Annotated in this window: 31 protein-coding genes; 19 read left to right on the forward strand and 12 right to left on the reverse strand. The window is 67.4% G+C overall.

What is annotated here, in order from left to right:
* Window positions 1-16: 16 nt before the first annotated feature.
* Genes accC through aroQ form a run of 3 tightly spaced genes read right to left on the reverse strand, consistent with a single transcriptional unit; the run spans window position 17 to window position 2,333 of the window.
* Window positions 17-1,372: an acetyl-CoA carboxylase biotin carboxylase subunit gene (gene accC, locus J2W22_RS10350; protein ID WP_307118183.1), complete on the reverse strand. Its 1,356-nt coding sequence runs from the start codon at window positions 1,370-1,372 to the stop codon at window positions 17-19.
* 6 nt (window positions 1,373-1,378) lie between these two features.
* Window positions 1,379-1,864 carry an acetyl-CoA carboxylase biotin carboxyl carrier protein gene (gene accB / locus J2W22_RS10355; protein ID WP_307118184.1) on the reverse strand — a complete coding sequence of 162 codons (486 nt, stop codon included), beginning with the start codon at window positions 1,862-1,864 and terminating at the stop codon, window positions 1,379-1,381.
* Between the two features lie 34 nt (window positions 1,865-1,898).
* On the reverse strand, window positions 1,899-2,333 hold the full coding sequence (gene aroQ, locus J2W22_RS10360; protein ID WP_307118185.1) for a type II 3-dehydroquinate dehydratase: 435 nt from the start codon (window positions 2,331-2,333) through the stop codon (window positions 1,899-1,901).
* 475 nt (window positions 2,334-2,808) lie between these two features.
* On the opposite strand from aroQ, the gene thiS reads away from it, so the two are divergent.
* Together thiS and J2W22_RS10370 are read left to right on the forward strand one after the other, a co-directional pair.
* A complete protein-coding gene (gene thiS, locus J2W22_RS10365; RefSeq protein ID WP_307118186.1) occupies window positions 2,809-3,813 on the forward strand; it encodes a sulfur carrier protein ThiS in 1,005 nt (334 codons plus the stop codon).
* On the forward strand, window positions 3,813-4,598 hold the full coding sequence (locus J2W22_RS10370) for an alpha/beta hydrolase (RefSeq protein WP_307118187.1): 786 nt from the start codon (window positions 3,813-3,815) through the stop codon (window positions 4,596-4,598). The genes thiS and J2W22_RS10370 overlap by 1 nt, the downstream gene beginning before the upstream one ends.
* A gap of 159 nt (window positions 4,599-4,757) precedes the next feature.
* On the opposite strand, the gene J2W22_RS10375 is transcribed toward J2W22_RS10370, so the two are convergent.
* Complete coding sequence (locus tag J2W22_RS10375; protein WP_307118188.1) at window positions 4,758-5,354, reverse strand: class I SAM-dependent methyltransferase; 597 nt, start codon at window positions 5,352-5,354, stop codon at window positions 4,758-4,760.
* A gap of 90 nt (window positions 5,355-5,444) precedes the next feature.
* Between J2W22_RS10375 and J2W22_RS10380 the strand changes: the two genes are divergently transcribed.
* Complete coding sequence (locus J2W22_RS10380) at window positions 5,445-5,648, forward strand: CsbD family protein (RefSeq protein WP_307118189.1); 204 nt, start codon at window positions 5,445-5,447, stop codon at window positions 5,646-5,648.
* Window positions 5,649-5,846: 198 nt separating this feature from the next.
* Here the strand turns inward: J2W22_RS10380 and J2W22_RS10385 are convergent, their stop codons facing one another.
* Complete coding sequence (locus tag J2W22_RS10385; RefSeq protein ID WP_307118190.1) at window positions 5,847-6,653, reverse strand: SDR family NAD(P)-dependent oxidoreductase; 807 nt, start codon at window positions 6,651-6,653, stop codon at window positions 5,847-5,849.
* A gap of 69 nt (window positions 6,654-6,722) precedes the next feature.
* Between J2W22_RS10385 and J2W22_RS10390 the strand changes: the two genes are divergently transcribed.
* Complete coding sequence (locus J2W22_RS10390; RefSeq protein WP_307118191.1) at window positions 6,723-7,211, forward strand: winged helix-turn-helix transcriptional regulator; 489 nt, start codon at window positions 6,723-6,725, stop codon at window positions 7,209-7,211.
* A gap of 129 nt (window positions 7,212-7,340) precedes the next feature.
* Here J2W22_RS10390 and J2W22_RS10395 read toward each other — a convergent pair whose 3' ends face one another.
* From J2W22_RS10395 to J2W22_RS10405, 3 genes are all read right to left on the reverse strand, one after another.
* On the reverse strand, window positions 7,341-7,580 hold the full coding sequence (locus J2W22_RS10395) for a hypothetical protein (protein ID WP_307118192.1): 240 nt from the start codon (window positions 7,578-7,580) through the stop codon (window positions 7,341-7,343).
* A gap of 76 nt (window positions 7,581-7,656) precedes the next feature.
* A complete protein-coding gene (locus J2W22_RS10400; protein WP_307118193.1) occupies window positions 7,657-9,309 on the reverse strand; it encodes a thiamine pyrophosphate-binding protein in 1,653 nt (550 codons plus the stop codon).
* A 47-nt stretch (window positions 9,310-9,356) separates the two neighbouring features.
* Window positions 9,357-10,259 carry an energy transducer TonB gene (locus J2W22_RS10405; RefSeq protein WP_307118194.1) on the reverse strand — a complete coding sequence of 301 codons (903 nt, stop codon included), beginning with the start codon at window positions 10,257-10,259 and terminating at the stop codon, window positions 9,357-9,359.
* A gap of 92 nt (window positions 10,260-10,351) precedes the next feature.
* Between J2W22_RS10405 and J2W22_RS10410 the strand changes: the two genes are divergently transcribed.
* Window positions 10,352-11,104: a glutathione S-transferase family protein gene (locus J2W22_RS10410; RefSeq protein ID WP_307118195.1), complete on the forward strand. Its 753-nt coding sequence runs from the start codon at window positions 10,352-10,354 to the stop codon at window positions 11,102-11,104.
* Here the strand turns inward: J2W22_RS10410 and J2W22_RS10415 are convergent.
* Entirely contained in the window at window positions 11,076-11,342 is a 267-nt protein-coding gene (locus J2W22_RS10415) for a hypothetical protein (protein WP_307118196.1), read from the reverse strand. The genes J2W22_RS10410 and J2W22_RS10415 overlap by 29 nt on opposite strands.
* 104 nt (window positions 11,343-11,446) lie before the next feature.
* Window positions 11,447-11,962 carry an outer membrane protein gene (locus J2W22_RS10420; protein WP_307118197.1) on the reverse strand — a complete coding sequence of 172 codons (516 nt, stop codon included), beginning with the start codon at window positions 11,960-11,962 and terminating at the stop codon, window positions 11,447-11,449.
* 280 nt (window positions 11,963-12,242) lie between these two features.
* Here J2W22_RS10420 and J2W22_RS10425 point away from each other — a divergent pair, with 280 nt between their 5' ends.
* The 14 genes from J2W22_RS10425 to grxD all read left to right on the forward strand — a co-directional run bounded on the left by J2W22_RS10425 (window position 12,243) and on the right by grxD (window position 23,392).
* Window positions 12,243-12,950 (forward strand): CoA transferase subunit A, encoded by a 708-nt coding sequence (locus J2W22_RS10425; RefSeq protein ID WP_307118198.1) that lies wholly within the window; start codon window positions 12,243-12,245, stop codon window positions 12,948-12,950.
* Window positions 12,947-13,996, forward strand: coding sequence for an HAD family acid phosphatase (locus tag J2W22_RS10430; protein WP_307118199.1), 1,050 nt, complete (start codon window positions 12,947-12,949; stop codon window positions 13,994-13,996). The genes J2W22_RS10425 and J2W22_RS10430 overlap by 4 nt, the downstream gene beginning before the upstream one ends.
* The gene (locus J2W22_RS10435; RefSeq protein WP_307118200.1) at window positions 13,993-14,574 is read left to right on the forward strand and encodes a hypothetical protein; all 582 of its coding nucleotides are present in this window, start codon (window positions 13,993-13,995) and stop codon (window positions 14,572-14,574) included. The genes J2W22_RS10430 and J2W22_RS10435 overlap by 4 nt, the downstream gene beginning before the upstream one ends.
* Window positions 14,574-15,224, forward strand: a complete 651-nt coding sequence (locus J2W22_RS10440; RefSeq protein WP_307118201.1) for a 3-oxoacid CoA-transferase subunit B — start codon at window positions 14,574-14,576, stop codon at window positions 15,222-15,224. The genes J2W22_RS10435 and J2W22_RS10440 overlap by 1 nt, the downstream gene beginning before the upstream one ends.
* A gap of 172 nt (window positions 15,225-15,396) precedes the next feature.
* On the forward strand, window positions 15,397-16,080 hold the full coding sequence (locus J2W22_RS10445; protein ID WP_307118202.1) for a ferritin-like domain-containing protein: 684 nt from the start codon (window positions 15,397-15,399) through the stop codon (window positions 16,078-16,080).
* Between the two features lie 175 nt (window positions 16,081-16,255).
* Window positions 16,256-17,218, forward strand: coding sequence for an NAD-dependent epimerase/dehydratase family protein (locus J2W22_RS10450; protein WP_307118203.1), 963 nt, complete (start codon window positions 16,256-16,258; stop codon window positions 17,216-17,218).
* Window positions 17,219-17,280: 62 nt separating this feature from the next.
* Window positions 17,281-18,123, forward strand: a complete 843-nt coding sequence (locus J2W22_RS10455; protein ID WP_307118204.1) for a c-type cytochrome — start codon at window positions 17,281-17,283, stop codon at window positions 18,121-18,123.
* Window positions 18,124-18,186: 63 nt separating this feature from the next.
* Window positions 18,187-19,038 carry a c-type cytochrome gene (locus J2W22_RS10460; RefSeq protein WP_307118205.1) on the forward strand — a complete coding sequence of 284 codons (852 nt, stop codon included), beginning with the start codon at window positions 18,187-18,189 and terminating at the stop codon, window positions 19,036-19,038.
* 66 nt (window positions 19,039-19,104) lie between these two features.
* Entirely contained in the window at window positions 19,105-20,547 is a 1,443-nt protein-coding gene (gene leuC / locus J2W22_RS10465) for a 3-isopropylmalate dehydratase large subunit (protein WP_307118206.1), read from the forward strand.
* A 146-nt stretch (window positions 20,548-20,693) separates the two neighbouring features.
* Window positions 20,694-21,323 (forward strand): 3-isopropylmalate dehydratase small subunit, encoded by a 630-nt coding sequence (gene leuD, locus J2W22_RS10470; protein ID WP_307118207.1) that lies wholly within the window; start codon window positions 20,694-20,696, stop codon window positions 21,321-21,323.
* Window positions 21,286-22,281, forward strand: a complete 996-nt coding sequence (locus J2W22_RS10475) for an NADPH:quinone oxidoreductase family protein (RefSeq protein WP_307118208.1) — start codon at window positions 21,286-21,288, stop codon at window positions 22,279-22,281. The genes leuD and J2W22_RS10475 overlap by 38 nt, the downstream gene beginning before the upstream one ends.
* Before the next feature lie 218 nt (window positions 22,282-22,499).
* Window positions 22,500-22,823, forward strand: a complete 324-nt coding sequence (locus J2W22_RS10480) for a DUF1476 domain-containing protein (RefSeq protein WP_307118209.1) — start codon at window positions 22,500-22,502, stop codon at window positions 22,821-22,823.
* Window positions 22,823-23,062 (forward strand): BolA/IbaG family iron-sulfur metabolism protein, encoded by a 240-nt coding sequence (locus J2W22_RS10485; protein WP_180141758.1) that lies wholly within the window; start codon window positions 22,823-22,825, stop codon window positions 23,060-23,062. The genes J2W22_RS10480 and J2W22_RS10485 overlap by 1 nt, the downstream gene beginning before the upstream one ends.
* A gap of 6 nt (window positions 23,063-23,068) precedes the next feature.
* Complete coding sequence (gene grxD, locus J2W22_RS10490; protein ID WP_183993931.1) at window positions 23,069-23,392, forward strand: Grx4 family monothiol glutaredoxin; 324 nt, start codon at window positions 23,069-23,071, stop codon at window positions 23,390-23,392.
* Window positions 23,393-23,533: 141 nt separating this feature from the next.
* Here the strand turns inward: grxD and J2W22_RS10495 are convergent, their stop codons facing one another.
* Window positions 23,534-24,733, reverse strand: coding sequence for a hypothetical protein (locus J2W22_RS10495; protein WP_307118210.1), 1,200 nt, complete (start codon window positions 24,731-24,733; stop codon window positions 23,534-23,536).
* Window positions 24,734-25,057: 324 nt separating this feature from the next.
* Window positions 25,058-25,612, reverse strand: a complete 555-nt coding sequence (locus J2W22_RS10500) for a hypothetical protein (RefSeq protein ID WP_307118211.1) — start codon at window positions 25,610-25,612, stop codon at window positions 25,058-25,060.
* Between the last annotated feature and the right edge of the window lie 47 nt (window positions 25,613-25,659).

The raw sequence follows: 25,659 nt of genomic DNA on the forward strand, positions 1-25,659 counted from the left end.
TTGGATGGCGGAAAGCTTACGCCTCGTCCTGCCGGGCCAGCCACTCTTCCAGCCACTTGATCGTGTACTCGCCCTTCTGGAAGTCGGGATCGTCGAGCAGCGCCTGGTGGAGCGGGATGGTGGTCTTCATCCCGTCGATCACGAACTCCTCGAGCGCCCGGCGCAGGCGGCGGAGCGCGCCTTCGCGGGTGTGGCCCCAGACGATCAGCTTGGCGATCATCGAGTCGTAGTAAGGCGGCACCTTGTAGCCGGCATAGAGGCCCGAATCGACGCGGACGTTCATGCCGCCCGGCGCGTGATAGCCCTTCACCAGGCCCGGCGAGGGGGCGAAGGTGCGCGGGTCCTCGGCGTTGATGCGGCATTCGATCGCATGGCCGCGGAACTCGACATCCTCCTGGCGGAGGGTGAGGCCATGGCCCTCCGCGACGCGGATCTGCTCGCGGACGAGGTCGAGGCCGGTGATCGCCTCGGTCACCGGATGCTCCACCTGCAGGCGGGTGTTCATCTCGATGAAGTAGAACTCGCCATTTTCCCAGAGGAACTCGATCGTGCCGGCGCCGCGATAGCCCATGTCGGCCATCGCCTTGGCGCAGATCCCGCCGATGCGCGCGCGCTCCTCGGCCGAGAGGACCGGCGAAGGGGCTTCCTCGAGCACCTTCTGGTGGCGGCGCTGGAGCGAGCAGTCGCGCTCGCCCAGGTGGATGGCGTTGCCATTGCCGTCGCCGAACACCTGCACCTCGATATGCCGCGGGTTGCCGAGATATTTTTCGAGATAGACGGTGGCGTCGCCGAAGGCGGCCTTGGCCTCGCTGCCGGCCTGGAGCATCTGCGCTTCGAGATCGGCCGGGTTGGTCACAACCTTCATGCCGCGGCCGCCGCCGCCCGATGCGGCCTTGATGATCACCGGATAGCCGGCGGCTTCGGCGATCTTCTTGGCTTCCTCGACGTCGCTGATCGCGCCGTCCGAGCCGGGGACGAGCGGCAGGCCGAGCGCGCCGGCGGTGCGCTTCGCCTCGATCTTGTCGCCCATCGTGCGGATATGCTCGGGCTTGGGGCCGACGAAGATGATGCCGTGCGCCTCGACGATCTCGGCGAACTTGGCGTTCTCCGAGAGGAAGCCGTAACCGGGGTGGATCGCATCCGCGCCCGAGATCTCCGCCGCGGCGATGATCCGGTCGATCTTCAGATAGCTCTCGCCCGCGGCCGGCGGCCCGATGCAGATCGCCTCGTCGGCGAGGCGCACATGCATCGCGTCGCTATCGGCGGTGGAGTGCACCGCCACCGTCTTGATGCCCATCTCGTGGCAGGCGCGGTGGATGCGCAGCGCGATCTCGCCGCGATTGGCGATCAGGAGCTTCTTGATCTCGGGCACTCGGGCTTACTCGACAACCACGAGGGGCTGGTCGAACTCGATCGGCTGGCCGTTGTCGACCAGGATCGCCTTGACCGTACCGGGCGCGGTGGCGGTGATCGGGTTCATCACCTTCATCGCCTCGATGATCAGCAGCGTGTCGCCGGGTTTCACGGCCTGGCCGACCGCGACGAAGTTCGGCGCCTCGGGGTTGGGCGCGAGATAGACGGTGCCGACCATCGGCGACTTGACCGCGTTGAGCGCGGCGGCGGGCGCGGCCTCGGCGGCCGGAGCGGGCACGGGCGCGGCGGCGACCGGCGCGGCCACGGGGGCGGCGATCGGGGCCTGCAGGAGCGCGGGAGCGGCCTGCACCGTGCGGGCGACACGCACCTTGCGGTCTGCGTCCTCGACCTCGATCTCGGTCAGGTTGGTTTCGTCGAGCACTGCGGCGAGCTGGCGCACCAGCTCGATATCAACCTGCATGGCGCCCGTCTTGTCGTTCTTATCTGCCATTTGATCTCGTCTTCCGATGAAACCGCGCCCTTTGTCAGAGGAGCGCGGCGGCTTCAAGCGCAAGCATGTAGGACAGCGCCCCGAAACCGGCGATGGTTCCCCGGGCGGCCATGCCCACATAGCTGTGGTGGCGAAACTCCTCCCGGGTGAGCGGGTTGGAGAGATGGACTTCGAGTACCGGCGTCTTGATCGCGCGGATCGCGTCGTAGAGCGCGACGCTGGTGTGGGTGAAGGCGCCGGCGTTTAGCAATACCGCCTTCGCCCGGTGCGCCTGGGCCTCGTGCAGCCAGTCGACCAGATGGCCTTCGTGATTCGACTGGCGCAGGTCGATCTCGAGATCGAGTTCCTTGGCCCGGTCCTCCAGGCGCCCTGCAATGTCGTCGAGCGTATCCGATCCGTAGATCTCCGGCTCGCGCAGTCCCAGCAGATTGAGGTTGGGACCGTTGAGGACGTAGATTGTGCCAAGCATGGGGCCCGATAGCAGCTTCGCGCTATCTCGCCTACAACGAGATTATTGGAGAGAAAATGGAAGGTGCAATCATTCCAGCAGCGACGGCAGTGATCGTTGCCGCACTGACTTGGTGGTTTAGCCGCAGTCGAGACAGAGAGGCGCTATGGCGTGCTACCAAATTGAAATACTATGAGGAATTTGTGGTTTCCCTGAGCGGAGTAGTCGGTGGGAATGCCACGCTCGCTGACAAGGCTCGCTGGGCACACGCCTGCAACGCATTACACTTGATTGCCGCGCCTAACGTGTTGGCGCGGCTCTATACCTTTCAGGAACTCACGTCGCCGCCGCCAGGTGGGATTGATCACCGATCGCAAGATGAGGCCTTGGCGGCGCTGGTCTGGGCTATTAGGTCCGACCTCGGATTCCCAACGCGTGGCACTGATTTGTTGCCAATCATGCGGCTTTGGGCTCCCCCACGAGCGGAGTAAGGTAATTGCATACTGACGGCACCGTCTCCATCACCGTAAATGGCGAGCACAAGCGGGTGACCGCCGGGCTGACCATCGCGCAGCTGGCCGAGGAGCTGGGGCTGGTGCCCGCCAAGCTGGCGGTGGAGCGCAACCTCGAGGTCGTCCCGCGCTCGACGCTGAACGAAGTGATCGTCGAGGATGGCGACGAGCTGGAGATCGTCCATTTCGTCGGGGGCGGGGATCATGGCCGCCCGGTCGATGAAGATACCTGGACCGTCGCCGGCAAGACCTTCCGCTCGCGGCTGATCGTCGGCACCGGCAAGTACAAGGATTTCGAGCAGAACGCGGCCGCCGTCGCGGCGAGCGGCGCCGAGATCGTCACGGTGGCGGTGCGCCGGGTGAACGTGAGCGATCCCAATGCGCCGATGCTCACCGACTATATCGATCCCAAGAAGATCACCTATCTGCCCAACACCGCGGGTTGCTTCGATGCCGAGTCGGCGATCCGCACGCTGCGCCTGGCGCGCGAGGCGGGCGGCTGGGAGCTGGTGAAGCTCGAAGTGCTGGGCGAGGCGCGGACGCTCTATCCCGACATGGTCGAGACTCTCCGTGCTACGGAAATCCTCGCGAACGAAGGCTTCAAGCCGATGGTCTATTGCGTCGACGATCCGATCGCAGCCAAGCGGTTGGAGGATGCCGGCGCGGTGGCGATCATGCCGCTCGGTGCGCCGATCGGATCGGGGCTGGGTATCCAGAACCAGGTGACGATCCGGCTGATCGTCGAGGGCGCCAAGGTGCCGGTGCTGGTCGATGCCGGCGTCGGCTCGGCGAGCGACGCGGCGGTCGGCATGGAGCTGGGCTGCGACGGCATCCTGATGAACACCGCGATCGCCGAGGCCAAGGACCCGATCCTGATGGCGGCGGCGATGAAGGCGGCGGTGGAGGCCGGGCGGCTCTCCTATCGCGCCGGGCGCATGGCCAAGCGCCGCTATGCCGATCCGTCGAGCCCGCTGGCGGGGCTGATCTGATGCGCGGGACGGCAGTGGCGGCGCTGGCGCTGCTGGCGCTCTCCGCCTGCCATCCCAAGCCCGCCAACGTGCCCAAGGAAGCGCGCGCCATCTCGGCCGAGCCGGTGACGCTCACCGCGGCGGACGGGGTGAAGGTGGCGGGGATCCATGTCGGGACCGAGCGGCCCAAGGCGCTGATCCTGCTGTTCCACCAGGCCGAATCGGGCAAGGACGAATATGCCACGATCGCGCCGCGGCTCGCGACTTGGGGCTATGAGTCGCTGCGCATCGACCAGCGCGCCGGCGGCGACCTGTTCGGCGGCAACGAGACGGCGAAGGGCATCGGCGTACAGCCGGGCCATGTCGCGACCTCGGCGGAATATCTGGCGGCCAAGCCCGATCTCGAGGCGGCGCTGGCCTGGGCGCGGGCGCGGAAGCTGCCGGTGATCCTGTGGGGCAGCAGCTATTCGGCCTCGCTCGCCTTCCTGCTCGCGGCCGAGCAGCCGGACGCGGTGAAGGCAGTGATGGCCTTTTCGCCGGGCGAGTATTTCGACGACAAGAAGCTGGTCGAGACTGCGGCCGCCAAGGTGAAGGCGCCGGTGTTCGTCACCTCGGCGCAGGACGGGCACGAGATCGACGCGGCGCGCACCATCCTCGCCGCGGTGCCCGGCAAGGACAAGGAGCAGTTCGTGCCCAAGCAGGGCGGCGTCCACGGCTCCTCGACGCTGCTCCGCCCGAAGAACAAGGACGGCGCCGAGCCGGCCTGGGCGGCGGTGATCGCGTTCCTGCAGAAGGTGGCGCCTTAGTTCCCATTCCTCCCCCGCGAAGCGGGGGAGGGGGACCATTCGCATGGCGAATGGTGGAGGGGGCGTAGCCGCGAGCGGTGTCGCCTGTGGTTTTGCCCCCTCCACCACGCCCTGCGGGCGCGGTCCCCCTCCCCCGGAGCTGCGCTCCGAGGGAGGAATTCAATGCGGCTTCCGCACCAGCCATACCGATCGCCCGCCGGTCGCGCTGTCCTCGGGCTTGTAGGCGACCTCGAACAGCCCGGTCCTGGCCAACACCGCGCGATATTCCGCCGGGTCGGCGCTGGCGTGGTAGAGCTCCTCGCCGAACTGGCAGCCCATCGCGGTGCCGCGCGCCGGGCCGGTGTTGAACAGCAGCGCGCCGCGGGGGGACAGATGGGGCGCGAGCCGCCCGATCAGGTCGAGCTGGTCGTCGGCGGGCAGGTGGAACAGGCTGTCCCAGGCGAGGATCCCACCGAACATGCCGTCCAGCGCGACGCGGCGCATGTCGCCGGCGATCCAGCGCTCGCGCGGGAAGCGGGTGCGGCACAGGGCGATCATCGCCTCCGATCCGTCGACTCCGGTTATCGGATGGCCGTGATCGTGGAGATAGCGCGCGATCGGCTCGCCGGCGCCGCAGCCCAGGTCGAGCACCGGCGCGCCCCTGGCTACGCCGAGCAGGAAGCGATCGAGCCAGGCGCGCTCGGCGAAGCGCTTGCGCCGCGCATGATCGAACGCATGGGCATGTCGCTCATAATGCTCGGCAATCCGCTCTGGCATGACGGAACCCAATTCCCGCGCGGACCGTTGTTTCAGTCGAACGGATCACAGGCGCGGCCAGGCGCCGATCCACGGTAGGAGATTGGAATCATGGGTGAACTTACCGACAAGATCAAGGGCAACGTCAACGAGATGGTCGGCAAGGCCAAGCAGGCGATCGCCGGCAATCCGGCCGATCCGCGGCGCACGCACGCCGACGACAAGCTCGATGCCGAGGGCAAGGCCCAGGAGCTGAAGGGCAAGGGCGAGCAGTTCATCGGCAAGGTGAAGGGCGCGCTCGGCGACGATATCTGATCCGCCCGCGGATACTCAGGCGAAGGCCGCTCCGGGAAACCGGGGCGGCCTTTTTTCATTTGCCTCCCCTCCCTGAAAGGGAGGGGTTGGGGGTGGGTCGCGTCCCGGCGATACGGAAAGGCCCGGCGACACGGAACCCGTATCGCCAGGCCTCCACCCACCCCTCGGTCCCCTCCCTTGCAGGGAGGGGAAGTCGGGTTACGCCGCCACCGTCTCGCGGTAGCGCGGGGCGACGTCGCGCTTCGAGAGGTGCGGGCCCATTGCCAGGCGGGCATTGTTGTAGGCCTCGTACAGGCCTTCATCGGCGAGCGGCGGGATGGTGACCGTCTCGCCCTTGTCGAAGCCGGCGAGCGACGCATCAACCAGGTCGTCGACGTCCATCACCATCTCGGGCGGGAAGCTGTCCACGTCCTTGCCGGAACGCTCCCAGATCTCGGTGCGGGTGGCGCCGGGCAGGACTGCCTGGACGCGCACGCCCTTCGGCTCGAGCTGCGTGGCGAGCGAGAGCGAGAGGTTGAGCAGATAGGCCTTGCTGCCCGAATAGACGCCGTCGAACATCTCGGGCGCAAAGGCGAGGATCGAGGCGAGATTGATGATGCCGCCCTTGCCGCGCGCCTGGAACGCCTTGCCGGCTGCCGAGGCGAGCAGGGTGGGGGCGGTGATGTTGAGCGCGATCAGCCGCTCGAGCGCCGGGGCCTCGTTGTCGAGCAGTCCGCCGTTCAGCGACATGCCGGCATTGTTGACCAGCAGGGTGATCGTGGCGTCGTCGGCGAGGCGCTTCGCCACGCGATCGAGATCGTCGCCATCGGTGAGGTCGGCGGGGAGCACTTCGATGCTGCGGCCGGTCTCGGCGGTCAGGCGGTCGGCGAGCGCCTGCATGCGGGCGGCGTCGCGCGCGACGAGGATCAGGTCGTGGCCGCGCTTGGCCAGGCGGTCCGCATAGACAGCGCCGATGCCGGTGGATGCGCCGGTGATCAGGGCAGTGCCAAGGGTGGAATCAGTCATGGTTCGTCTCCGTTGCGGCCCGGAGATCGAGTCGCTTGCATTTTAATAGTAACTCACTATCATTATGCAATGGACGTTGACCAAGAAAAATCGCAGACCTGCTGTCCGGTCGCCCGTGGGCTGGCCAAGGTGGGGGATGCGTGGAGCATGCTGATCCTGCGCGACCTGAGCCTGGGGCTCGGCCGCTTCGAGGCTTTGCGCACCAGCCTGGGGATCGCACCGAACATCCTGACCGCGCGGTTGCGCGCGCTGGTCGAGGCGGGGCTGGTGGCGAAGCGGCGCTACAGCGAGCGCCCGCCGCGCGACGAATATGTGCTCACCGATGCGGGACGCGACTTCCTGCCGGTGCTGCACGTGATCGGGGAATGGGGCCGGCGCCACAATGGCGAGGGCGGCACCAGCCGGCTGGTCGATACCGAGACCGAGGCGCTGGTCGAGCCGATGGTGATCGACCGGGTCAGCGGCAGGCCGCTCACCGAGATGAAGCTGCGCCTGGCGCAGCCGGACGATCCGCTGGTGTCGGGCGCGCCGGCGAAGCGGTCTTGGTTGCTGGATTAGCTTTCCCCGGCGAAGGCCGGGGCCCAGACTAAACAGTGCGCGTCGAAGACGCGCCAAGGCGCGTCACTTTCAAGTCTGGGCCCCGGCCTTCGCCGGGGAAAGAAGAGGAAGAAGGACGCCTCTCCCGGATCAATCCGGGATGTAGAAGCTCCACAGGTCGCTCTGCAGCTTGTGCGCGGCGAAGCGGACCGGGCGGGTCTTGGGGCCGATCTCGCAGACCATGTGCGACAGCACGTCCACCGGCACCATCGGATCGGGCAGGCGGACGGTTTCGGCGTTGATCCAGCGCCATTCCTCATGCCAGACCCGGTGGTTCTGGATGGTCAGATTGTCGCCCTTGCGCCCGACGTGCAGATGCCGCCAGCCCATATGCCTGCCTCTTCGAATGGTCCCTATCCCGATATTATAGGGGACAGGGACCCGGCAAAACGGCGTAGCGGCGGGATTATTTGCTCCGCAGGCCGGTGACGGTGAGCCCCGGCGTGATGAACTCGATATCGGTCTTCAGATGGAGCAGGCGCAGGCCCGGCTGCTCCAGCGCGCGGGCAAGGGCGGGCGCGAACTCCCCGGTTCGCTCCACCGTCTCCGCCCAGCCGCCATAGGCGCGAGCGAGCGCGGCGAAATCGGGGTTCTTGAGCGCCGTGCCGGAGAGGCGCGCGGGATATTCGCGCTCCTGGTGCATGCGGATCGTGCCATAGGTGCCGTTGTCGACCAGGATGACGATCAGGTCGGCGTCATGCTGGACGGCGGTGGCGAGTTCCTGGCCGTTCATCATGAAGTCGCCGTCGCCGGCCAGCGCGACCACGGCGCGGTCCGGGAAGCGGATCGCGGCGGCGACGGCGGCAGGCACGCCATAGCCCATCGCCCCGGCGGTGGGGGCGAGCTGCGAGGGGTGGGCGGCATAGGGCCAGTAGCGGTGCCACCAGCTGGAGAAATTGCCGGCGCCGTTGCAGATGATCGTGTCCGCTGGCATCGCTTCGCGCATCGCCGCGACGCACTGGCCGAGATCGAGCGCCACGCCCTCGCGCGGCCTGGGGGTCGACCATTCGAGCCACTCGGCATGCGCCTGCGCCGCATCGAAGCTGGGCAGCGCGACGTCTTCCTCGGCCGCCAGCGCGACCGCGAACTCGAACGGGCGGGCGCAGATCGGCAGATCGGCGAAATAGACGCGGTTGAGCTCGTTCGGGTCCGGATGGACATGGACCAGCTTCTGGCCGGGGTGCTCGGGAGTGATCAGCGTATAGCCGTCGGTCGTCGCCTCGCCGAGGCGGGCGCCGACCACGAGCAGCAGGTCGGCATCCTTGATCCGCTGGACCAGCTTCGGGTTCGGGCCATAGCCGAGATTGCCGGCCCAGACCGGGGAGGTGTTGGGGATCGCATCCTGGCGGCGGAAGGCGCCGGCCACGGGCAGGGCGATCCGCTCGGCGAATTTCGCGAAATCCTCGCCCGCCTCGGCATCCCAGCCGGCGCCGCCGACGATCGCCACCGGACGCTTCGCCTCGGCGAGCAGGGCGAACATCTGGTCGAGGTCATAGGCGTCGGGCGCCTGGATCGGCGGGGCGATCTCGGGGCGGTCGATCGCCTCGACCACGTCGCACAGCATGTCCTCGGGCAGCGCGACCACCACAGGGCCGGGGCGGCCGGAGGTCGCCACCGCAAAGGCGCGGGCGACATATTCGGGGATGCGGCGGGCATCCTCGATCCGCGTCGCCCATTTGGCGATCGGGCCGAAAAAGGCGGGGAAATCGACTTCCTGGAAACCCTCGCGGTCGCGCATCGAACGATCGACATCGCCGATGAAGAGGATCATCGGCTGCGAATCCTGCATCGCGACATGGACGCCGATCGAGACGTTGGTCGCGCCCGGTCCGCGGGTGACGAAGGCGACGCCCGGCCGCTGCATCATCGCGCCGTCGGCACAGGCCATGAAGCCGACCCCGCCTTCCTGGCGGCAGGTCACCACATCGATCTGCGGCACGTCGTGCAGCGCGTCGAGCACGGCGAGGAAGCTCTCGCCCGGCACGTGGAAGATACGGTCGCAGCCCTGTGCGACCAGATTGTCGACGAGGATTCGGCCCCCGGTTCGTTTCGCGGTCATGCTACCTGTCTAGCGAGGCGCGTGCGCCAGACCAACCCGTGCGATCGTTACTGGCGTATAGGCTGTGGCAATGGCGCGGCGGGCTCCGGCGGCGACGAGCCGGGTATCCGCCAGGTGATCGACGTCGCGAGAGTCCCCTGGGTCGGCTGCCCCGCCTCGTCGAGCGCCGGATTCAGGCGCAGGCGCCGGGCGAGGATCGAGCAGGTCGTGCTGTCGAGGATCGCGCTGCCGCTCGATGCGGTGACGGTGCAATCGCTCACCAGGCCATGCGCCGAGACGGTGAGCCGGACCGAAGTGCGCCCCTGTTCCTCGGCGCGCAATGCGGCTGCGGGATAGTCGTCATCGGTCAGGATGGCGGTGCCCGGGTTGCGCAGCGCCACCTTGGTGACGACCGGCTTGCCCGAGCCGCGATCGTCGCCGGCCAGCTCCATCAGACAGGGGCGGATCGACCGGGCGGCGAGGCCGTAATTATTGTCGACGACCGCGAAGGGCGCCGACTCGCCCTGGCGGTAGAGCGATAGCACTGACCAGATCGTGAAATTATATCCGGGACCGGCCAGCGGAAGGACCACGCCGCTGCGGCCCCGCTTGTCGAGGAAGCCGTGCGCCTCGATGGTCCTCTCGGTGGTGCGTTCCTGGCCATAGGCGGGGTTCGGTATGTCCACGGCGCGCACGCGGATCGACACGGGCGCCTTGTCGGCGAAATGCCAGTCCTTGCCGCTCACCCGGACCCAATAGTCCATGCGCTCGTCCATCCCGAAAGCCGGGGTGACTCCCGTTGCCGGATTGGGGCCGGGACTCGCCCAGCAACCCTGGGCGTCGCGCTCGACCGGCATGGGCGGCGGGGTGACGATGGTCGGAAGGGTCTGCGCGAAGGCCGATCCAGTGGAGGCTGCGAGCAGGGCGGCGGAGGCTAGGGCGAGGCGGCGCATCGCCGATGGTATGCGCATCGCCGATGGTATGCGTATCGCCTCCGTAACGGTCAATCGCTCGACGGGGTCGGTCTGGCGCGGTAGGCCTTGCCCAATCGGAGGGGAGCCCCATGCTCATCATCGGCAACCATGTCTCGCCCTATGCGCGCAAGGTGTTCGTCGCGCTCGACCACAAGGGCGTAGACTATGAGATGGACCCGATCGTGCCCTTTTACGGCACCGAGGACTTCACCCGGGTCAGCCCGTTGCGCCGCATCCCGGTGCTGATCGACGGCGACCTGGTCCTCAACGACTCGACCGTGATCGCCGAATATGTCGACGAGCGCTGGCCCGAGCCGCCGCTGATGCCCAGGTCGCCCGCCGACCGGGCGAAGGCGCGCTGGATGGAGGAGTTCGCCGACAGCCGCCTGGGCGACCTGATCATCTGGCGGCTGTTCTACCAGCGCACCATCGTCCCCTTTGTCTGGAGGCGCGAGCCCGATCATGCGCTGATCGAACGGGTGACGACCATCGACCTGCCCGAGGCGCTCGACTGGATCGAGGCGCGGGTGCCGGCGGACGGCTTCCTGTTCGACCATGTCTGCACCGCCGACTTCACCTATGCCTGCTTCTTCCGCAACGCCTCGCTCGCCGGGTTCGAGGTGGACGCCGGGCGCTGGCCGCGCACCGCGGCCTGGCTGGAGCGGGTGCGCGCGGTGCCGGCGTTTGCGGGCACGATGGAGTATGAACGGGCGATCTTTGGCGTCCGCTCCGCCGAGCGTGCCGACGCGTTGCGCGCGGTGGGCGCCAGGGTGGCGGAGAAGAGCTATGGCGGGCGCGAGCCCTGCCGCTCGATCATGCTGGACGATGGGCCGGCGGGGTAGGTGCCGAAGCATCCAGCTCGGCAACGCGAAGCGGGACGATCGCTTCGTCAGGGTGGTGTCGGCCCGGCCAGTTTCCCCAGATGACCTTGGCCGGGAATTTGCGCCCCCGGCATTCGACCTCGACAACGTCGCCGACCAGGGGCGCCGGGCCTTCGAAGCGGTTCTCGTCCACTCGCAGTTCGCGCTCGGTGACGATCTCGCCGGTCTGCAAGACGATCCGCTTTATCCAGTAGCCCATAGGGGCAGGGTAGCTTGGCGGATGGGTGGTTCAAGCCCGGCAAAACGCAAAAGGGCCGCGCAGTTGCCCGCGCGGCCCCCTTGCTGTCCGGATTTGTCGGTCGCTTAGAAGCGAACGCCGACGCCCGCGACGACCTGGTCGCGGTTCAGGTCGATCTTCTCGTAGCGCGAGTAGCGGTACTCGACCTTGCCGAAGAAGCGGCCGAAGTTGCGCTCGACACCGGCGCCCAGACGGTAGCCGTCGTTGTTGATGCCGTCGTCGCCGAAGCTGACGCGGGCGTTGGTGTAGCCGGCCTTGCCGTAGACCAGCGTCGAGCCGCCGACGACGAAGCCTGCGCGGGCGCCGACATACAGGTCACGGCCGGCTTCCACGCCACCCTCCTTGGTGGTCGCGCCGGTGATCTCGGCGTCGGCACCGATCACGATGTTGTTGAACTGCTTGTCGTAGCCGATGGCGCCGCCATACAGGAAGCCCGAACGGCCATTACCCTCGGAGCCGACATGGTCCACACCGGCTTCGGCCTCGATGCGCGGGCCGCTGAACGGCGCGCTGTCCTGGGCGAAAGCGGGGGTTGCGGTGGCTGCCACGAGGGCGAGCGCGGACACTGCGAGAATTCGCATTATATTTCCTACCTTTGGACTTAATTACTCAGGTTCGGATGGCCATCCGGGGCTCTACGTAGGCCTCCGATTCCGCAGTGCAATATGGCAATTTAATTACAATCCTGCCGTGTTGCCTTTGTGCCACACCACCGAAGTTGATCATCTTCTGTTCAGGTTCGGTAGAGGGCGCCGGCCGGCGCTGCTGCGATGCAGCGAAGTTGAAAGTCGGTTCAGGTTCGCTTGACCGAGGCTTCCGCCCCGGACTATCGCCCCGGGCGAAGTCAGGAGAGAATCGCCGATGAAGAAGCTCTATCCCAACGCAGAAGCAGCGCTGGAAGGGCTGCTGTTCGACGGCATGACGATCTGCGCGGGCGGTTTCGGCCTGTCCGGCATCCCCGAGCGGCTGATCGACGCGATCCGCGATGCGGGCACCAAGGACCTCACCATCGCCTCGAACAATGCCGGCGTGGACGGCGAGGGCCTGGGCAAGCTGCTGCGCACCCGCCAGGTGAAGAAGATGATCTCGTCCTATGTCGGCGAGAACAAGGAGTTCGAGCGGCAATATCTGAGCGGCGAGCTCGAGGTGGAATTCTGCCCCCAGGGCACGCTGGCCGAGCGCTGCCGCGCGGGCGGGGCGGGCATCCCGGGCTTCTACACCAGGACGGGCGTCGGCACGTTGGTCGCCGAGGGCAAGGAAGTGAAGGTCTTCGACGGGGAGGAATATATCCTCGAGCGCGGCATCCGCAGCGACCTGTCGATCATCAAGGGCTGGAAGGCCGACGAGAGCGGCAACCTGATCTTCCGCAAGACCGCGCGCAACTTCAACCAGCCGATGGCGACCGCGGGCAGGATCTGCGTCGCCGAGGTCGAGGAAGTGGTGCCGGTGGGCAGCCTCGACCCCGACCAGATCCACCTGCCGGGCATCTATGTAAAGCGGCTGATCGTCGGCAGCCCCTACGACAAGAAGATCGAGTTCCGGACGACCCGGCCGCGCGAGGCTGCGTGAGCCGAGCGCTGGCGATAGCCGGGCTGGCGCTTGCCGCGACCGGGCTTTCGGGCTGCATCGCGGCGGCGGTGCCGCTCGCGGCCGCGGCCGGCGTGGTCAAGACCACCCAGGACAAGGGGAAGGGCAAAAAGCCCCGGCGCGGCCAGGAGAAGCCGCAGCCCCGGCCGCAGTCGGAGGGCCCGTCGCCGGGCGAGCAGGCGCTGGCGCTGATGCCCGCCCCGGCACCGACCCCCGTCGCGCCGCCGCCAGGCACGGTGCCGCCCGAGATGCAGTTCCTCTACGGCTCGGGCGAAGCATCGGCGCTCAGCCTCCAGGCCTATGCGGCGCTGTGGAATTACATCCATGGCGATCTGCGCTTCCGCCGCGACCGCAGCAAGATCAGCTCGGTGGTGATGACGCGCGATTCGACGCTGACCTCGCCCAAGTTCGACACCTGCGGCAAGCGCCCGCTCGCCGTGGTGTTCGACGTGGACGAGACCGTGCTGCTCAACCTCGGCTTCGAGAGCGACGCGGCGCGGCGCGGGCCGGGCTATGACCAGGGTCGCTGGACGCGCTGGGAAGAGACCGGCGCAGACAAGGTGGAGGCGGTGCCCGGCGCCGCCGAGACGATCGCCGCACTCCGCGCCGACGGCATCACCGTGATCTACAACACCAATCGCTCGGCGAGCACCGCGCCCTTCACGATCGAGGCGCTCAACAAGGCCGGGCTCGGCCCGGTGATGCTGGGCGACACGCTGATCCTGCGCGACGACGCTGCCCCGAGCGGCAAGGACGAGCGGCGCTGGAAGATCGCCGAGCGCTACTGCATCGTCGCGATGGGCGGCGACCAGCTGGGCGACTTCAGCGACCTGTTCAACGCCAAGGACTTGTCGACCCCCGCGCGGCGCAACACCACCAGCAACACGCTGATCGCGCCGCTATGGGGCCGCGGCTGGTTCATCCTGCCCAACCCCGTCTACGGCAGCGGCCTGAAGGGCGGGATGGACGACGTGTTCCCCAAGGACAAGCAATGGGCCGATCCGGCCGGGGCTGTGGCCCGGCCGTGATCGCGCTGCTGCTCGCCTTGACGCTACAGCAGGCCCAGCTTGTCCCCGTCATTCCGGTGGAGGACGACGAGATCGCCTTCAGCATCGGTGCCGAGCGGACATTTCAGCGGGCGGTGGCCGACGCGGTGGCGAGAAAGCCCTGGGTCCGTGATATTCTGGCGCGGCGGGGCGTCGAATTCCTGTGCTGGCAGATCGAGTTGAAGCGCGCGCCGCTCACTGCGAAATATTTCCCACCATATCGCCGTGCGCTCGCTGCCGTCTTCCGTGAAGGCACATCCGACTCGGTCGTGTTCAGCTGGGTGCGCGGCGCGGAGTGGGAACTGGGGAAACAGGATTATCAGCGGCGGCTCGATCTCGTCGCCGCCAAGGGGCAGATCCTTGTCGAGCACGCGGCAAACGCGCTGGTCGACCATCTCATCCGCGCGGGCGAATATGCGCCGGCGCACGTGGCCGATCGGCCGGGCCCCGCCGGAATGGCCGAATTCGACAAGACGCCCGAATTGCTGACCTACTGGTGCTCGCTGAGCCCGAAGCAGCGTGAGCGAGTGGTCGGTGGATATCTTAAGGAAGGTGAATAATGCCCTGGACTCGCGATGAAATGGCGGCGCGCGCCGCGAAGGAGCTGCAGGACGGCTTCTACGTCAATCTGGGCATCGGCATCCCGACGCTGGTGGCGAACCACATTCCGGCGGGGGTGGAGGTGACGCTCCAGTCGGAGAACGGCATGCTCGGCATCGGCCCGTTCCCCTATGACGACGAAGTCGATCCCGACCTGATCAACGCCGGCAAGCAGACGATCAGCGAGCTGCCCCAGTCGGTCTATTTCGGCTCGGAGCAGAGCTTCGCGATGATCCGCGGCGGCCATATCGACCTCACCGTGCTCGGCGCGATGGAAGTGAGCGAGACGGGCGACATCGCCAACTGGATGATCCCCGGCAAGATGATCAAGGGCATGGGCGGCGCCATGGACCTGGTCGCCGGCGTCAAGAAGATCATCGTGGTGATGGAGCACAACTCCAAGGACGGCGCGCCCAAGTTCGTGCCGGGCTGCGACCTGCCGCTCACCGGCAAGAACGTGGTCGACATGATCATCACCGATCTCGCCGTGTTCCAGCGCGCCGATCATGAATCGCCCTTCCGTCTTGTCGAGCTGGCGCCGGGCGTCAGCGAGGCCGAAGTCGCAGAGAAGACCACGGCCAGCTACGAGGTCGCGCTGGCGACGGCCTGAGGCACGGCATGTACCCGCCGGAAATCGTCCGGCGGGTACATGGACGCGAATTAACTGGCGGGCGGGCGCGCAACGGCCTAGTCGATTGAACCGGCAGCGGGGATGGCGCCACTCATTCGAGATGAGACTGTCCCTCTTGTCGCCTCTCCTCCGGCAGGCGTAGCGCCCTATTATGATCGACTGGTTCCGCCGCCGTTATCTCGATCTGCTCGGCTCGATCTACATCTACAACGAGCACCGGGGCTATACGAGCATCGACCGGGTGCTCGAGGCGGTGAAGGCGCGTGCGCCCGACGATCATGCGCTGATCGCCGCGATCGAGAAGCACCGCGCCGACGAGCGCAAGCATTATGTCATGTTCAAGCGCTGGTTCGAGCTGCAGGGCCGCATGCCGCTCCAGGTCGACCGGACCTGCGGGCATATCGACCGGTTCGTCGAGATCATGTTCCGCCACACGATCGACGAGCTCGATACCCAGCGGATCATCGCCGAGGACGACCAGTTCGAGAAGCTGTGCCGGGTGATCTCGCTCACCGAGCAGCGCGGGCACAAGCAGGTGGAGATCCTGCTCAGGCACCCGCTGGTCACCGGCGACAAGGTGCTGATGAAGATCTTCCGGATCATCGAGAAGGACGAGCCGAGCCACTGGGCGCCCTACGACGGCTGGCTCAAGGCCAATGGCAAGCGCGACCCGAAATGGTGGGAGCGGGGGATCGACAGCTTCATCCATTCCGAGCTGCTGTTCCTCAAGCTGCCGGTGCTGTTCCTGAACTTCGGCGTGAAGCGCCGGACCGAGTGGCAGGACGCGGACGAGCCGGCGGAGAGGAAGGCTTCGCCGGTGCCGGTGCTTTCCTAGCGGCTTCTCCATTTCCTTTCCCCGGCGAAGGCCGGGGCCCAGTACTTGAAAGTCACGCGCCTTGGCGCGTCTTCGCCGCGCACTGCTTAGTCTGGGCCCCGGCCTTCGCCGGGGAAAAGCTACTTCGCCGGGGTGACGATTGAGGGCGCGGGGCGCCTGCGCTACCTGCACCCCCATGCGCATCCTCCTGACAGGCTCGTCCGGCTGGCTCGGCCGCTTCCTCGCGCCCCTGCTGCGCGCCAATGGCCATGTCGTCGCCGGCCTCGACATTGCCCCCGGCGCGGACACCGACATCCTCGGCTCGGTCGCCGATCGCGCGCTGGTCGACCGGGTCTTTGCCGAGCGCGGGATCGAGGCGGTGATCCATGGCGGTGCGCTGCACAAGCCGGACATCGCGCGCTATCCCGCCCAGGCATTCGTCGACGTCAACGTCACCGGCACGCTCAACCTGCTCGAGGCGGCGGCGCGGGCGGGGCATAACCGGTTCGTCTTCACCTCCACCACCTCGCTGATGATCAGCCAGGCGATCCGCGACGAGGCGGGCGATGCCGCGGTGTGGCTCGACGAGGATTCCGGCCCGCTCGAGCCGCGCAACATATACGGCGTCACCAAGCTTGCCGCCGAGCAGCTCTGCCGGCTGGCCTGGCTGAACGATGGGCTGGGCTGCGTCGTGCTGCGCACCAGCCGCTTCTTCCCCGAGGAGGACGATACCCACCGCGCGCTGTCGGGCGAGAACATGAAGGCCAACGAGCTGCTCCACCGCCGGCTCACCGTGGAGGATGCCGCCCGCGCGCACCTGTTGGCGCTTGAAAAGGCGCCGGAAATCGGCTTTGACGTGTTCATAGTATCGGCGCCGACGCCGTTCAGCCGGAGCGAGTGTTCCGAGCTCAAGATCGATGCTCCGGCAGTAATCGCTCGCCATTTCCCCGATGCGGAACAGTTATACCGTATGAAGAACTGGGAATTACCCAGGGGTATTGGCCGCGTATACGACGCCGCCCTTGCCGAGCGGAGACTCGGCTTTCGGTGTGAGACCGGGTTCGCTGAAGTTCTGGATGCGCTGCGCGCGGGGAGGCCACTGCCTTTCGCGCATGATCCGGCTTACATCTCGCCCAAGGAAGACGCGGCCACGGCATGACTTGCCCGAAGCTGCGAAGTGTATTAGTGGCATAATACACCACTGGCTTGGGAAGTTTTCAGATGCGTTGGATCGTTCGCGGACTGGCCGTGCTGGCCGGCCTTGTCGTGCTGTTGCTTGCCGTCGTCTATGGCGGCTCGGAGTGGATCATCCGCGCCGGGCACAGGACGCCCGATATCGCCGTCACCGTGCCGAAGGATGCCGCCTCGGTGGCCGAGGGCGGCCGCCTGGCCAACATCGTGATGTGCCGCGACTGCCATGCCGGCAATGGCGAGGGGAAGGTGCTGTTCTCGGTGCCGCTGGTCGGCACGGTGGCGCCGCCGCCGCTCGCCGAGATGGCGGCGAAGATGAGTGACGCCGAGCTTGCCCGGGTGATCCGCTACGGCGTGAAGCCCGACGGCAGCTCGACCTTCATCATGCCCAGCCACTCGCTCGGCCGCATCGCCGATGACGATCTCGGCAGGATCATCGCGTGGATCCGCAGCCTCAGGCCCGGGCCGCAGGACAGCAAGGTGAAGACCGGCTTCGGGCCGATGGGCCGCTTCCTGCTGCTCACCGGCGCGCTGCCGCCGATGGCGACCGCCAGCAATGTCTCGGTGGCGAAGCGCCCCGCGGATATCGGCCGCTATTATGTCGGCGTCGCCTGCCAGGCCTGCCACAAGCTGCACGAGGACAGCGTGATGGAGGACGGCAAGACCAGGGTGCCCGCGCTCGCGCCGGTCGCCGCATCCTATGATCCCGCCGCCTTCCGCAAGCTGATGCGGACCGGCCAGGGCATGAGCGGGCGCGACCTGGGGCTGATGGGCGTGGTCGCCCGGGTCGGCTTCACCGCCTTCACCGACAGCGAGATCGAAGCGGTGCAGGCCTATCTGAAGGGCGAGGCCGCCAGGGTGCCGGCGAAATAGATCCGTCGCGAGGACGTAACGAAACGCGCTATGGATGGCGTCCGGGAATCCGGGGGGAATCCGATGCGCGGCCTGGTGAAGCTGTTCGAAGCGTTGCTGGCGATCGCCATCGTGCTGGCGGCCGGGCTCTATGTCGGCTCCGAATGGATCCTGCGCCGCCCGCATGACGTGCCGGACGACCGCCTCGCGATCCCGCGCGACGCCGCTTCGCTCGCCGAGGGTGCCCGGCTCGCCCGGCTGGCGGGCTGCCGGGGTTGTCACGGGCCCGACGGCCAGGGCGCAACATGGTCCAGCGACTGGCTGGGCGGCACGATCGCGCCGCCGGCGATTGCCCGGAAGATCGCGGGCTATTCGAACGAGGAGCTGGTGCGGCTGCTGCGCTACGGCGTGAAGAAGGACGGCAGCACGCTGTTCATCATGTCCACCGCGGCGATCCGCAACTGGTCCGACGAGGATCTCGGCCGGATCGTCGCCTGGGCGCGCAGCGTGAAGCCGGGGCCGCAGGACTCGCTCGCCGAGACCAGCTATGGTCCGCTGCCCCGCCTTGCGATGCTGACCGGTACGCTGCGCCCGAGCTTCCGGAACGTGCGGCTCGCGCCCGAGCGTCGCCCGGTGGAGACCGGGCGCTATTTCTACGATGCGATCTGCTCGGAATGCCATCATCTCGGCATGGAAACGCCGATGCGGGAAGGCGGCCAGATTGCCCCCGCGCTCGCGCCGATGGCGGCGAGCTATGACCTTGCGGGCTTCCGTCGGCTGTTGCGCAGCGGGGCCGGCAGGAGCCGGCGCGACCTGGGACTGATGCGCGAAGTGGCGACGGAATCGGCCCAGGTGCTCAGCGATGCGGAAATTTCCGCGCTGCATTCCTATCTGAAGGGGGAGGCCGCCAGGCTCGGCCGCGGACCCGGAGAATAGTTCAACTATGCGATGGAAAATTGCACGAACGCTTGCCTGCGCGCAAGAATCGACTAAAGCGCCCGCATGACCGTTCAACCGCGCACTCTGTACGAGAAGATCTGGGCCGACCATGTGGTCGAGCGCCGGGACGATGGAACCTGCCTGATCTATATCGACCGCCACCTCGTCCATGAGGTGACCAGCCCCCAGGCCTTTGCCGGCCTGCGCGCGGCGGGGCGGCCGGTGCGCCGCCCGGACCTCACCCTTGCGGTCCCCGACCATAATTTGCCGACCACGGCGCGCGTCGATGCGGCGGGGCACGAACTGCCGATCGCCGATGCCGCGAGCGCCGGCCAGCTCTCGGCGCTGCGCTCGAACGTCGCCGAGTTCGGCGTGCCCTATATCGACGCGCTCGATGCGCGGCAGGGCATCGTCCATGTCGTCGGCCCGGAGCAGGGCTTCACGCTGCCCGGTACGACCCTGGTCTGCGGCGACAGCCATACCTCGGCGCATGGCGCGCTCGGGGCGCTGGCCTTCGGCATCGGCACCAGCGAGGTCGAGCATGTCCTTGCCACCCAGACGCTGCTGCTGAAGCAGAGCAAGACGCTGGAGATCCGCGTCGACGGCACGCTCGGCTTCGGGGTGACGCCGAAGGATGTGGTGCTGGCGATCATCGGTCGGATCGGCGCCGCCGGCGGTACCGGCTATGTCATCGAGTTCACCGGCGAGGTGATCCGCGCCATGTCGATCGAGGGGCGGCTGACCGTTTCGAACATGTCGATCGAGGGCGGCGCCCGCTCGGGGCTCATCGCGCCGGACCAGACGACGTTCGACTATATCAAGGGCCGGCCGATGGCGCCGAAGGGCGAGGCCTGGGAGCGTGCGGTCGCCTATTGGAAGACGCTGCCGACCGATGCCGGCGCGGCGTACGACAAGAGCGTGATTCTGCAGGCCAGCGACATCGCGCCCTCGCTCACCTGGGGCACCAGCCCCGAGGATGTGGTGCCGATCACCGGCAGCGTGCCCGATCCGGAGAGCTTCGAGGATCCGGCCAAGCGGGTCGCCGCGCAGAAATCGCTCGATTACATGGGCCTGACGCCCGGCATGCGGATGGAGGATGTCGCCATCGAGCATGTCTTCATCGGCTCGTGCACCAACAGCCGGATCGAGGATTTGCGCGCCGCCGCCGCGGTGGTGAAGGGCCATCATGTCGCCGATCGCATCCGCCAGGCGCTGATCGTGCCGGGCTCGGGCCTGGTCAAGCGCCAGGCCGAGGCGGAGGGGCTCGACCGCATCTTCCTCGAGGCCGGCTTCGAATGGCGCGAGCCGGGCTGCTCGATGTGTCTCGCGATGAATCCCGACAAGGTCCCCGCCGGGGAACGTTGTGCTTCCACCTCGAATCGAAATTTCGTAGGGAGACAGGGTCCGGGGGCGCGGACGCACCTGCTTTCGCCGGCCATGGCGGCGGCGGCGGCGATCCGGGGGCGCCTCACCGATGTCAGGGAGCTGATGTCGGCGGATGCGTGAGGGGATGAAGTATGAAGCGGGCGCTGGTGGCGTTGATTGCAAGCACGGTGCTGTGCGGGCTGGCGGCGGGATATGCCGCGACCGGCAAGGGCATGGAAGCGAAGGCGGAGACTGCAGCCGCCCGCTGATCCGGGAGGTTGTGTAAAGTGGAAGCCGTTCGCAAGGTCGAGGGGCGCGCCTATCCGTGGGGCGCCAAGAATATCGACACCGACATCATCATCCCGGCGCACTGGCTGAAGACCACGACGCGCGAGGGGCTGGGCAAGGGCGCCTTCGAAAGCGTGCGCGCGCAGCCCGGCAATGTCTTCGACGACGAGCGCTATGCCGGCGCGCCGGTGCTGGTCGCCGGCGACAATTTCGGCTGCGGCTCCAGCCGCGAGCATGCCGCCTGGGCGCTCGCCGATCTCGGCATCAAGGCGGTGATCGCGCCGAGCTTCTCGGACATCTTCTCGGGCAACGCCTTCAAGAACGGCATCGTCCCGGTGGTGCTGCCCCAGGAGGCCGTCGACCGGCTGGTCGAAGTGGCGAAGACCGAAGAGATCACCGTCGATCTCGAGACGATGACCGTCACCACCCCCTATCAGGATCGCTTCGCCTTCGAACTCGACGCCTTCCGCCGCCAGTGCCTGATGGAAGGGCTGGACGAGATCGGCATGACGCTGGCACAAGATACCGCGATTTCGAAATTCGAATCCGGGATGGCGCAAAGCCGCCCGTGGATCGCGGTGGAGACGGCGAATGAAGGCACTGCTCTCGAAGCAACCGGGCGGACCTGACACTCTAATCCTTGAAGAGGTCGCCGATCCGGCGGCGGGCAAGGGGCAGGTGGTCGTCGCGGTGAAGGCCTGTGCGATCAACTATCCCGACTTCCTGATCATCGAGGACAAATACCAGTTCAAGCCGCCCAGGCCCTTCGCGCCGGGCGGCGAGATCGCCGGCGTGATCGAGAGCGTCGGCGAGGGCGTCACCGGCTGGGAAGTCGGCGACCGGGTGATCGCAGTGACGGGCCATGGCGGTCTGGTCGAGAAGATCGCGATCGAGGCCTTCCGCCTGTTCCGCCTGCCCGAGGGCCGCAGCTTCGAGGAAGGCGCGGCGCTGCTGCTCACCTATGCGACGACGATCCACGCGCTGCTCGACCGCGGGCATCTGCGCGAGGGGCATAACCTGCTGGTGCTCGGCGCGGCCGGCGGCGTCGGGCTGGCGGCGGTCGAGCTGGGCAAGGCGTTCGGCGCCCGGGTGATCGCGGCGGTCTCGTCCGAGGAGAAGGCAGCTGCGGCGAAGGCGGCGGGTGCGGACGAGGCGCTGGTCTATGGCCGGGCGCCGTTCGACAAGGACCAGTCCAGGGCGCTGGCCGAGCAGTTCAAGGCGGCGCTGGGGCCGCAGGGCGCCGACGTGATCTACGACCCGGTGGGCGGCGATTATGCCGAGCCGGCGCTGCGCGCGATCGGCTGGGAAGGGCGTTACCTGGTGGTCGGTTTCCCGGCGGGCATCCCCAGGCTGCCGCTCAACCTGACCCTGCTCAAGAGCTGCGACGTCTGCGGTGTGTTCTGGGGCGCCTTCGCGGCGCGCGATCCCCAGGCCAACCAGGCGCATGTCGAGCATCTCTTCCGGCTCTGGAGCGAGGGGCGCATCGCGCCGAAGGTGACCGAGACGTTTGCATTGGCGGACGGCGGCCAGGCGATCGCCAAGATGGCGGCGCGCCAGGTGATCGGGAAGGTCGTGGTGACGGTCTGAATCTTCCCTCGCGAAGCGGGGGAGGGGGACCATTCGCGCAGCGAATGGTGGAGGGGGCATCTCCGCAAGCGGCGTCTTTGGTGGCTGAGCCCCCTCCACCACGCCCTGCGGGCGCGGTCCCCCTCCCCCGGAGCTACGCCCCGAGGGAGGAATTGGTGCGCTTGCCCTATGCCCATCGCCCCCCTATCTCCGCTCCGAACGCCATATAGGGGACCATGATGACGACTTTCGACGATCGCGAACGGGCATTCGAGGCGAAGTTCGCGCGCGACGAGGACATGGCCTTCCGCGTCACGGCTCGCCGCAACAAGCTCGTCGGCCAGTGGGCCGCCGCGCAGATGAAGCTCACCCCGGAAGAGACCGACGCCTATGCCAAGGCAGTGGTCCAGGCCGATTTCGAGGAAGCCGGCGACGAGGACGTGATCCGCAAGCTGCTCGGCGACCTGCTCGCCGCCGGCGTCGAGACCGATGACGCCACCGTGCGCCGCGCGCTCGAGGAGCAACTGGTCGAGGCCCGCCGCCAGCTGATGGGCGAAGCCTGATGCCGATGGCTGCCACCGAGATCGAGGAACTGATCAAGGCCGGCATCCCCGATGCCCGGGTCGAGATCACCGATCTCGCCGGTGATGGCGATCATTATGCGGCGCGGGTTGTCGCGCCGATGTTCAAGGGCATGCCGCGGGTGCGCCAGCACCAGGCGGTCTATGCCGCGCTCGGCGGGCGCATGGGCGGCGTGCTCCACGCGCTCCAGCTAACCACCGAAGCGCCTGTCGAGGAGTAAGACCAAGTGACCGACGACACCCAGGCCCGCATCCAGCAGCTGGTCGACAGCAACGAAGTGCTGCTGTTCATGAAGGGCAGCCCGCTCTTCCCGCAGTGCGGCTTCTCCAGCCGCGCGATTGCGATCCTCAACCATCTCGGCGCCGAGTTCGAGAGCGTCGACGTGCTCCAAGACCAGGGCATCCGCCAGGGGATCAAGGAATTCTCCGACTGGCCGACCATCCCGCAGCTCTATGTGAAGGGCGAGTTCGTGGGCGGTTCGGACATCATGATGGAAATGTACGAGAGCGGCGAGCTCGCCCAGCTCCTCGCCAAGGACGCCGCGGCCTAAGTTCGGCCGGGCAACCGACTAGTTTTCTTTCGTCACCCCGGCCTTGTGCCGGGGTCCACGGTGCCTCGAACTTTGCCGGTGTGCCTCGTGTCCGATGCGCGCCTCCCGGTGGACCCCGGCACAAGGCCGGGGTGACGGGATTCATGGCTTTGTGCACGAAGTTCCGATCGCGACGAAGCGATACCGCACCGTCGCGGCGCCGCGCGCGCCACGGAAGCGCACCGCATCCACTGCCGTATCGAGGCAGCGCTGCGCCCCTTCATGCCATAGATCCGCCGGCTTCCCCGCCGGATGGCACTGCGCCCTGAGCGCGCCCTCGTGGCAAAGACGGAAGCCGTCCGGCACCGCGACGCTTGCCGACCAGCCCTTGCGGGGTGCCTCGACCGTTCCCGGTGGCGGCAGGGTCGGTGCGGCGGAAGCTCGGGCAGGGGCCGCCGCTAGCCCCTTCACCTGCCGCGCGAGATCGTTGTAGCGGTCGCCGAACCAGCCGGTCAGCGTCACCCGGTCCTTCTGTGCGGCAAGGATCACGGCCTCGTCTTCCGCATTGAGCGGCTGGCCGGCCTCGAGCTTGCTCCGGATCGCGCGCAATTGCTCTGCACGCAGGACATTGGCCCGCTCCAGCCTGAGCCGCTCGATCCTGGCAAGTTCCTCGTCCTGCGGCCGTCCGGCGCGCAGCCAGGCGGGGACGCCGAGCGCGGCCAGCATGCGCTCGGGCGCCAGCATGTTGCCCAGTGCGATCAGCAGCGCGCCGAGCGGCAGGGCGACGAACAGCGCCTGCTCGGCCTTGGGCGAGAGCCGCCCGAACATCCAGCTCGCCAGCAGCACGAACGGTGCCAGCACCAGGAAGGGCAGCGAGGCGCCGAGCGAACGGTCGCCCGGCGCCAGTGCGAAGAGCAGCAGCGGCACGAGCAATGCGAGCAGCAGGCGTCCGAGCAGCCGGGCATAGCCCATCACCGCCGATCCGGCGTCGCCCATGCCGCGCAGCGCCGCGACACCGCCGCCGACCAGCAGCATGCCCGCCAGATGGGCAGGCTGAAGGAATGCGTAGACCGCACCCAGTCCGACCAGGGCGATCAGCGCATAGTTCATCCAGGCCAGGCCCCAGGCACGAAACAGCGCGCCGAGCAGCAGGATCAGGACCAGCGCGGCGACAACCAGGATCACGCGGCGGTGCAGCCGTGCGACCGAAACGCCGGCGGCCTCGATCGCCTCGCCGGCCTCGGTGCGCACCGCGCCGGCCAGCTTCATCGCGCCGGTCTTCGCCGAGCGCGCCAGCCGCGAAAGCCGCCCTTCCCGCGATTGGCTCGCCGATGTGGTGACCTCGGTGCGCGAGTCGGTCATGCATGCCCCCTTGGGACATCTGCATAAACCAGCAGGCAATCGAGGCGAATAGCCTGTTTGCCGCGCATGACGTCATGCCACCACGACGCCATGCATCTGACGCCGTGACGTCATTCGGTCGATCTGTCTGGAGAACCCGGGTCGGGTGGGTCGACGCGAGACCGGGGAAGTAGCGGTCGACCCACCCTGGAATGAAGCGTTGAACGCTTGGGGTGCCTTATGCTTTGCAGCCTGCGTGCCAGTTTGCACGAACCGCAGATTTGCGCGGGTTTCACTGGTTAGCGGATTTTAACCGGGCCTCGCACTTGTAAGCGTTTCCGACAGTTATGAGCCCGGATAGGGCTCGGCCGAGCCCTTTCCGCGTGCATAGGCGTTCGCCGCGCGGCGCGAAGCCGCAACTCCGCCTCTCACGATGTCGGCAAATATGCCTTGCTGGTCCCTGAGCTTCCTCTGCATGCCCGCCTGATATTCGAGGACCTGGTTTACCAGTGCTGCGCCCCCGGGCGTCTTGGCGAAGGCGATCTGGGCGGCGTGCAGGCGATCTTCCTGCTCGCGGGCAGCCCCTCTCTTAGGCTGTGCGGCCTGTGCTTCGCGCACCGAGGGAGCGAAGAGGGTGGCAAGGCGATGCAGGTCCGCCGGGCGCGTTGCCGCGCGCCAGTCGGCTTTGATGCCATTGTGCCATCGGGCAATGGTGGTCGCGCCTTCCGCATCGCAATAGGCGCTTGCCGCAGCGACCATTTCGTCATGGACCCCGGGCAGCTCGCGCTCGACGGCAAGATCGGCGGGATTGCCGGAAAGCTTTGCACGATAGGCTGTGCTGCACGTTTCGTGGAGCGCCTGCAGCAGCGGAGCGCCGGGCATGAAGAAGTTGGTCACCACTTCGAGATCCTCCGCCGCGGCGCCGGCCGAAGCCTGGGCCGAGGCAG

Origin of the sequence: Sphingomonas kyeonggiensis, assembly GCF_030812785.1 — a bacterium.
Taxonomy (GTDB): domain Bacteria; phylum Pseudomonadota; class Alphaproteobacteria; order Sphingomonadales; family Sphingomonadaceae; genus Sphingomonas; species Sphingomonas kyeonggiensis_B.